Annotated in this window: 8 protein-coding genes and 1 pseudogene; 1 reads left to right on the top strand and 8 read right to left on the bottom strand. The window is 55.4% G+C overall.

Annotated elements, in window-relative coordinates:
- Nucleotides 1–1178 (bottom strand): aromatic ring-hydroxylating dioxygenase subunit alpha (locus ACIQ2T_RS10190; RefSeq protein WP_397590713.1); only part of this gene is annotated, 1178 nt, incomplete at its 3' end.
- A 176-nt stretch (nt 1179–1354) separates the two neighbouring features.
- Between ACIQ2T_RS10190 and ACIQ2T_RS10185 the strand changes: the two genes are divergently transcribed.
- On the top strand, nt 1355–2242 hold the full coding sequence (locus ACIQ2T_RS10185) for a LysR substrate-binding domain-containing protein (RefSeq protein WP_397590712.1): 888 nt from the start codon (nt 1355–1357) through the stop codon (nt 2240–2242).
- On the opposite strand, the gene fdhD is transcribed toward ACIQ2T_RS10185, so the two are convergent.
- From fdhD to ACIQ2T_RS10150, 7 genes and pseudogenes are all read right to left on the bottom strand, one after another.
- Entirely contained in the window at nt 2217–3017 is an 801-nt protein-coding gene (gene fdhD, locus ACIQ2T_RS10180; RefSeq protein WP_397590711.1) for a formate dehydrogenase accessory sulfurtransferase FdhD, read from the bottom strand. The genes ACIQ2T_RS10185 and fdhD overlap by 26 nt on opposite strands.
- Nucleotides 3007–3219, bottom strand: a complete 213-nt coding sequence (locus ACIQ2T_RS10175; protein WP_397590710.1) for a formate dehydrogenase subunit delta — start codon at nt 3217–3219, stop codon at nt 3007–3009. Before ACIQ2T_RS10175 ends, fdhD begins: the two co-directional genes overlap by 11 nt.
- Nucleotides 3216–6074 (bottom strand): formate dehydrogenase subunit alpha, encoded by a 2859-nt coding sequence (gene fdhF, locus ACIQ2T_RS10170; RefSeq protein WP_397590709.1) that lies wholly within the window; start codon nt 6072–6074, stop codon nt 3216–3218. Before fdhF ends, ACIQ2T_RS10175 begins: the two co-directional genes overlap by 4 nt.
- A gap of 4 nt (nt 6075–6078) precedes the next feature.
- A complete protein-coding gene (locus tag ACIQ2T_RS10165; protein ID WP_397590708.1) occupies nt 6079–6624 on the bottom strand; it encodes a molybdenum cofactor guanylyltransferase in 546 nt (181 codons plus the stop codon).
- Nucleotides 6621–8063, bottom strand: a complete 1443-nt coding sequence (locus ACIQ2T_RS10160) for an NADH-ubiquinone oxidoreductase-F iron-sulfur binding region domain-containing protein (protein WP_397590707.1) — start codon at nt 8061–8063, stop codon at nt 6621–6623. The genes ACIQ2T_RS10165 and ACIQ2T_RS10160 overlap by 4 nt, the downstream gene beginning before the upstream one ends.
- The gene (locus ACIQ2T_RS10155) at nt 8060–8470 is read right to left on the bottom strand and encodes an NAD(P)H-dependent oxidoreductase subunit E (RefSeq protein ID WP_397590706.1); all 411 of its coding nucleotides are present in this window, start codon (nt 8468–8470) and stop codon (nt 8060–8062) included. Before ACIQ2T_RS10155 ends, ACIQ2T_RS10160 begins: the two co-directional genes overlap by 4 nt.
- Nucleotides 8471–8601: pseudogene (locus ACIQ2T_RS10150) on the bottom strand (S-(hydroxymethyl)glutathione dehydrogenase); the annotation flags it as partial. It lies immediately after the preceding gene.

Below are 8601 nucleotides of genomic sequence, written 5' to 3'. Positions count from 1 at the left end.
GACTTGTCGCAATAATAGTCGGTAAAACGCTGCGCAAGCATTTCGGCTTCTTGCGAATATGGGCCGGGTGTGTAGCCAAGGCTATTAACACCAACCTGATTGTTTTCGGCCAACGCCTTGTCCTCTAAATTTGTCTTGGTCCACAGATCTATGAGTTTTTCGACGTCATAATCAACACCTTCGACAGCATCCTTATGCACATACCATTTACCCGTCACATGGGTTTCATTGGGACCGACGGGCATAGCGCTGAACATGAACACATGGTCTGCGGTACAATGCACAAAGCAGTGGGGATCGACCGCCCAGCGCATCGAACCAATATCGCCTTCATTGGCTTCGCACATCAGCTTTTTGGATAGGTGTTGGCCATCGCCCGATATCGAAACGCAGCCTTCGTTCAACGCAAAGCGCGCGATTTGCCAATAATGCCCCTCAACAGGCGTTTGCGGCAGGCCAAGCGCGTCCATTGTTTCCTCGAAAGCTATGACCCGAGCGTCATGGCCGCTGTCAAAATGTTTGGACATGCCCACTGGAAATGTTTTTGCTAGTTCGGGGTGTCCGGTGCTGCAATGATAGCATTCACGGCCATTTTCCATCACCAGCTTCCAGTTGGCATTTTCAACAAGAACGCTTTCATATGCCAGCTTTGCATCTTTCAGGTTATGCGGCGCTGCATATTGCGTAAGCTTTTCCCGAAAATCTTCAATCGGTGGCGGCGTTTCGGACAGGCAAATGAAGATCGTGCCCGATATGCATTCAATCGCAACAGGCTTTAGGCCATGTTCGGTTTTGTCGAAATCGTTGTCCATCCGGCCGGCTGCAAACAGGGATCCGTCAAGGTCATAGGTCCAACGATGATAGGGGCAGACCAGCTTAGGTGATGTGCCATTGCCAACGGCGCAAATCATTGAGCCGCGGTGGCGGCAGCTGTTGTGAAAAGCGCGGATCGTGCCTTCTTTATCCCGTGTGATGACAACAGGCCATTTGCCCACCATCATCGACACATAGCTGCCTGTTTTTGGCAATTCGCATTCTAGGCCAGCCATCAACCAGCTTTCGGCAAAAACCGCCGCCATATCAAAATCGAAGCTATATGGTTCAGTATACAGAGCCTGCGGCAAAGTGTGCCGTTCACGACGCTGGTCAAAAAGCGTGGCTATGTGGTTCAAATCCATGATTAGGCCTTTGCTGAATCCTCTGTAAAATGCGAATGGGCCAGATATAGAGGTGAATAAAATCGCATTTTCGCATAGCCCTATGTCAAAATGTCGGGCTATGGTGATAGCGAAGAATTGCCCGCAGTCGAAAGGTCGAAATCATATCCAATCGCAGCACCATTAACCGTCGCTGGTTGCCGCTCAATGCCCTGCGTGCGTTCGAAGCGGTCGGGCAAAATTTGAGCTTCACTGGCGGCGCTTCGGCGCTTTCGGTATCGCAAAGCGCGATGAGCCGTCATGTAGGTGGGCTTGAGGAGCTGCTGGGAAAGCAACTTTTCGTCCGCGACGCGTCGAGGCTTTCACTGACAGCGGCCGGTGAAGAGCTTTTGCCTGTAGTGAGCAAGTGCCTCGACCGGCTAGAGCAAACGATGAATTCCATCCGCGATGATGAATTGACTGGCCGTTCGCTGCGACTGCATGTGCCGCCATCTTTGCTTCAGCAATTATTCCTGCCGATGTTGCGTGATTTTCACGCCGAACATCCCGATATCCGCTTGGATGTCTCAAGCGCGCACGTCACCGGACTGCCATCAACAGATTTCGATATGGCTATTGCTTATGACCGACCCAATGTTGATGACCGGATCACCGATCTTCTGTGGATGGTGCGCGTTGCGCCCTTATGTTCACCGGCCACGGCGATGGCAGCGCAGGGTAAGGCGCTGGAGGCATTTCTTCAAGGCGAGGAGCTTCTGCACCTCAAACTGGATGGCGAGCCGCGGGATCTTTTGTGGACGGCGTATCTCCGGCAAAGCGACATAGCCGTTGCGACCCATGGCGGGCTTGCGTTTGATACCACGATTGCTGCGGCGCAATACGCGATGACCGCCAACGGTGTCTTTTTGGGAGATATCGATATGTTCGCACAGGAAATAGCGGATGGGCGTCTGGTGATGCCGTATGATGCGGTGATCGAAGACGGCTATGGCTATTATCTAAAACTCCACGCCGACGACTTGGGCGACCCTGCGATTTCTATGTTCCGAAGCTGGTTGATCAACCGCTTTGGGGCATTGCGGTAAGCGCGGAATCTGCGCGGGCTAGACTTATCAGGCGCAGGCCGGATTTCTTCGCCATGTCGATCGCAAGATCAGTTGCCGCCGAAATCGTGACGAGCATTGGACAGTTGGCAAGGATAGCCTTTTGAACCAATTCCAGGCTACAGCGCGCGGTCAATATTATAAATCCCGCTGAGATATCGATGTTGGCGCGGGCGAGCGCGCCAATCAATTTGTCGAGTGCATTATGGCGGCCCACGTCCTCACGCGTCATAAGGATAGCCCCGTCGGGCGCGCAAAATGCCGCTGCGTGTGCCGAACCTGTTTGGGCATTCAACGTCTGATGCGACCGCAATGCCGATAGCGCCGAAAAAATCGCCACATCGGCGACCGCAATCTGCGCAGTTATGTGGGGCAAAGGGCGCATGACCTCTTCGAGATTGTCCATACCACACAAACCGCAGCTGCTTTCGGAGACGCGTTGGCGGGCGCGGGCAAAGACTTTTGCGGCGTTTTCTTGTGGCACCTGAATGCGCAATATCCAGCCCAAATCGGCCTTGTGCGCATCGATGGCCAGAATGTCATCAGTGTGGCTAACCAACCCTTCCGACATGCTGAAGCCGACAGCATAGTCCTCAAGGTCAATTGGCGTCGCCATCATCACCGCATAGCCAATACCATTATACTCAATTGCGATGGGTGCTTCTAAAATGATGCCCCGCTCTATTACCTCTGCCGCGCCATGATCAGGCTTAAGCACAGAAAAGCAGATAGGCGTTGCGCCTTTATCAGGCGCCATTTTGCGCGTCGGCCAATCGACCAATGGCGGCGGCAGCAACCGGAGACAGGCCATCGGTTCCATGCGCAAAAATGAGTTGCTTCATCCGCGGGTCCCAGAATTGCTGAATATGATCGGCTACCGCAGCAATAGGGGCATCGTCGGTCACCAGATTGGTTGCAATCTGATTGGCCATGAGGATCAGGCGCTCAACGGTGTTCATTCGGCGGGAATTCCGGCTTCCACCCGGCGTGAGCGTGTCGACAAAGCCTCATACTCTTCCTGCCACTCGGTTGGTCCATTGGAGGCGCTGATCTGAACCGCAGTGACTTTATATTCCGGACAATTGGTTGCCCAGTCGCTGAAGTCCGTGGTGACAACATTCGCCTGCGTCACGGCATGGTGGAATGTGGTGTAGACAACCCCGGGGGCAACGCGGTCAGTCACCGTCGCGCGTAGCGTGGTTTCGCCCGCACGGCTCGCCAATTTCACCCAATCGCCTGACTTCAATCCGCGATCCTCGGCATCTACCGGATGAATTTCCAACAAGTCTTCCGGATGCCAAGCGACATTCTCTGTCCGCCGCGTTTGCGCGCCGACATTATACTGCGATAATATGCGTCCAGTCGTCAGCAACAACGGAAAACGCGGTCCCGTTTTTTCGTCGGTAGGCACATAATCGGTTACAACAAATTTGCCCTTGCCGCGGACGAAGCCATCAACATGCATGATCGGCGATCCCTCGGGCGCATCGGCTGTCACTGGCCATTGTAGAGATCCGGCCTCATCCAGCCGGGAAAAGGACACGCCCGCAAAGGTCGGCGTAAGCCGGGCGATTTCGTCCATGATTTCGGACGGGTGGCTATAGTTCCAATCTAGCCCCATCGCCTGCGCCAGCCGCTGCGTGACTTCCCAATCCTCCAACCCGTTCAATGGTGTCATCACCTTGCGTACGGGTTGAATGCGGCGTTCGGCGTTGGTGAAAGTGCCGTTCTTTTCAAGGAAAGTTGATCCAGGCAGGAAGATATGCGCGTAGTTCGCGGTCTCGTTCAGGAAAAGATCGTGAACGATCACACATTCCATCGCCGCCAGACCGGCCGACACATGGGCCGTGTTCGGATCGGATTGGAGGATATCTTCGCCTTGGCAATAGAGTGCCTTGAACACACCGTCGACCGCTGCATCGAGCATGCTGGGAATTCGCAGGCCGGGCTCTGGATCCAGCGTTACACCCCAGTCATCTTCAAACAATCGCCGCGCGTCGCCATCGCTGATGTGGCGATATCCCGCAAGCTCATGCGGGAAACTGCCCATGTCGCACGCGCCTTGGACGTTGTTTTGGCCACGAAGCGGATTTACGCCGACACCACGGCGACCAATATTCCCGGTTGCCATCGCCAAATTGGCGATTGCCATAACGGTCGAGCTGCCTTGGGAATGCTCAGTAACACCAAGGCCATAATAGATCGCGCCATTGCCGCCTGTTGCATATAGCCGCGCCGCTGCGCGCAGCTCTTCTGCGTCAACTAGGGTAACGGGCTGCAAACTTTCGGGGCTGTTGCGGGCTTGCGATACGAACTCGGCCCAATGGCTATATTCATCCCAGTCGCAACGCTCCCGGATAAATGCCTCATCGGTCAGACCTTCGGTTACGATCACATGTGCCATCGCGGACAGTACGGCAACATTGGTGCCGGGGCGTAACGGAAGATGATGCTGCGCCTCGATATGCGGTGAACGCACAATGTCGGTACGGCGGGGGTCGATGACGATAAGCTTTGCACCCGGGCGTCCATCTTGTCCGCGCAATCGGCGTTTCATCCGGCTGGCAAAAACAGGGTGGCCGTCGGTCGGGTTGGCCCCGATGATCAGGATGACGTCGCTGTCTTCGACGCTATCAAAATCCTGCGTTCCGGCGCTTGTGCCAAAGGTTGTTTTTAGGCCGTATCCGGTAGGCGAATGACACACGCGCGCGCAGGTATCGACATTGTTATTGCCAAAGCCTGCGCGGACGAGCTTTTGCACAAGGAAGGTTTCTTCATTGGTGCAGCGGCTCGAGGTAATACCGCCAAGGGCATTGCGGCCATATTTCGCGCTAATCCGTTTCAGTTCGGACGCGGTGTAGGCAAATGCTTCGTCCCATTCGACCTCGCGCCACGGGTCGCTGATCGATGCGCGGATCATTGGCTTCAATATGCGTTCCTGATGCTGGGCATAGCCCCAGGCAAAGCGACCCTTGACGCAACTGTGGCCGCGATTGGCTTTACCGTCTTTGTAGGGGACCATCCGCACCAGTTGCTCGCCGCGCATTTCTGCGCGGAAGGTGCAGCCCACACCGCAATAAGCGCAGGTCGTAACAACGCTGCGTTCGGGTGTGCCGATCTCTACAACCTTTTTTTCTACCAGCGTTGCTGTTGGGCAGGCTTGCACACACGCACCGCAAGACACGCATTCGGAGCCCATAAAATTGTCACTGGCAAAGCCTGCGGATATTTTTGAATCCCAGCCTCTGCCTTCCATGGTCAGCGCCAGCGTGCCTTGCACCTCGTCGCACGCACGGATGCAGCGCGAGCAGGCAATGCACTTGCTCGGATCGAAATCGAAATACGGGTTGGAGTGATCTTTTTCCTGCCCAAGATGTGTCGCCTGCACGTCATAACGCACATCACGAAGGCCAACAGCGCCGGCCTGATCCTGCAATTCGCAGTCACCATTGGCGGCGCATGTGAGGCAATCGAGCGGATGGTCTGAGATATACAGTTCCATGACGCCTTTGCGCAATTTCGCCAGATGCGGGGTCTGGGTGTGTACGACCATACCGGGTTCGACAGGCGTCGTACAACTGGCCGGGGTGCCTTTGCGGCCATCAATTTCAACAAGGCACAAACGGCAGGAGCCATAGCTTTTCACACTGTCTGTGGCGCATAATTTGGGAATAGACGTGCCCTGTTCGGCAGCAGCACGCATGACGCTTGTGCCAGCAGGCACAGTGACATTGCGGCCGTCGATCGAAAGCGAAACTGCCTCGTCCGAACGACTTTCCGGTGTTCCGAAATCTTTTTGCGGCTGGTACGTCATGTTTCTACCTTATACCAATATTCGACCGTATCGCAGCATATTGCGCAAGGTCCCAAGGCGTGTTCAAATTGTGGAAAGCATCTGCAGATGTGATTGCTTGCGCGCCGCTTGCTGCGATCCAACTGCGCATCGACAGATTGTCCTGATTGCGCAGATGTTTTTCAAGGCGTGGCGCAAGCGCAACAGGCCACACGCCAAACAGATAATGCCCCTCGATATAGACAGCACGATCATCGGGACGTTTCATTGGAAATTGGGCGACGGGAACGACATCGCAACCAGCGGTCACCACCTCATCAAACCCGTTTTGCTGCGCGTAACGAAGCGCTGCATTCAGGCCGCCCAAAGGCCCGATGTCGGGGAAGGGGGCGTCTTCTACCCCATCCATTCCCGGCCATGCACGCCCGCAGACAATGAGCCTGTCGACCTGGCTGCGTAATCCGTCGGCGACATGTTCAATCAGCGGTCGGCCGTTTAACATTGCAGCAGCCTTGTCGCTCCCAAAGCGTGTAGCCTTACCGCCGGCAATGATCGCGCCCAGCCTTCTCACCGGAAATCCTCGGGAAAATGCTTGATGGCGCTCATAACAGGATAAGGCGTGAAACCGCCCAAGGCGCAGAGCGAACCGAACTTCATGGTTTCGGACAGGTCGGCAATCAGCGCGAGATTCGCTTCCACATTTTTGCCAGCGATAATCTGGTCCAGCGTTTCAACGCCGCGGGTACTTCCCAACCGGCAGGGCGTGCATTTTCCGCAGCTTTCAACGGCACAAAATTCCATCGCAAAGCGGGCCATTTGGGCCATATCGACGGTGTCATCGAATATATTGACGCCAGCATGGCCAATCAGCGCGTCAGCAGCTGCGAACGCCTCGTAATCAAAAGGAAGATGGAACTGTGCAGGCGGAATATACGCGCCCAATGGTCCACCGACTTGCACGCAGCGCACGGGACGGCCGCTAGCTGTGCCGCCGCCGATATCATGCACAAGTTCACCAAGCGTTATGCCGAAGGCAACTTCGTACAGGCCCCCATGCTTTACGTTCCCGGCGATTTGGATGGGCATGGTACCCCTAGATCTGCCAGCGCCGAATGCGGCATATGCTTCGCCACCATGCTGTAACACCCATGGTATAGCGGCTAATGTCAGCACATTATTGACGATTGTTGGCTTGCCAAAAAGGCCTTCCAGCGCGGGCAAGGGTGGCTTGGCGCGAACCTCGCCGCGCTTGCCCTCCAAGCTGTTGAGGAGCGATGTTTCCTCGCCGCAAATATAAGCGCCTGCGCCAATGCGCACTTCGACGACAAATGGCGCAACCAAATGGGCCGAAAGCTTAATAGCGGCTTCCATCTTGGCGATAGCATGCGGATATTCGGAGCGGATATACACATAACCCTTGTCCGCGCCGACCGCGAAACCGGCAATCGCCATGCCTTCAATCAGCATGAAGGGGTCGCCCTCCATCACCATGCGGTCCGCAAAAGTGGCGCTGTCGCCTTCGTCTGCGTTGCAAACGATGTATTTCTGTTCACCGCTGGCACGCGCGACCGTCTGCCATTTTATGCCTGCAGGAAAACCAGCGCCGCCACGGCCACGAAGCCCCGAGGTCATGACCGTATCAATTGTTGCTTGGGCACCCATTTCGCGGGCCCTTGCCAGCCCAAGCCAGCCGTCCGACGCGTAATAATCGTCTAACGAAAGCGGGCGGGTTTTGCCGGCGCGCGCGAAAGTCAGGCGCGTTTGATTGGCGATAAAAGGATGTTCCTCAATACAACCCAAGGACGGCGCTTTACCCTTGATTATATCCGCGACCTGATCGACCGACACCGGACCATAGCCGATGCCGTCAATATCAACCAGCGGCTCCAGCCAGTGCATGCCCCAACTCGAAACGCGCTCGACGGCGACGCCCGCGGCAATGAATGCGGCCGCAACGTCGTCCGCGCCGCAAGCGATCGCAACGGCATCATCAGATATCCGGACGGTCACATGGCCTCCAATAATGTTTTGAATTTAGCACCGTCCAAACGTGCATAGACTTTTTCGCCAACCATCGCAGATGGACCAACCGCGCATAATCCAAGGCAATAAATGGCCTCCACTTTTATGCGGCTTTGGTTGTCGGCGATGGGAACCAAAGCTTCGACGCCACGTGCCTTGCAGGCTTCGGCCCGGCACAGTTTCAAAACTGGTCGGGGTTCGGCTTCTTTGCGGAAATCATGATAAAAGCTTACGACGCCATATACTTCCGCGCGGGTCAGGTTCAATGCCTGCGCAATCTCGCGCATAGCATCCTCGCTGACATGACCGAACATCTTTTGCACATCGTGCAGCACGGGGAGGAGGGGCCCCTCTTTGTCTTTATGCTCGGCCAATATGTCAGCTATTGTCGCCATTCAGAACACCACCACGCTGCGGATGGATTCACCTGCATGCATTAGATCGAACGCTTTGTTGATCTCTTCGAGACCCATGACATGCGTAATCATCGGGTCAATCTCGATTTTGCCGGTCATGTACATATCAA

Origin of the sequence: Sphingorhabdus sp. (assembly GCF_044357595.1) — a bacterium.
Lineage (GTDB): Bacteria > Pseudomonadota > Alphaproteobacteria > Sphingomonadales > Sphingomonadaceae > Sphingorhabdus_B.
Note: the sequence above shows the minus strand (reverse complement) of the source record. Positions and strands in the feature narration are given on the sequence as shown.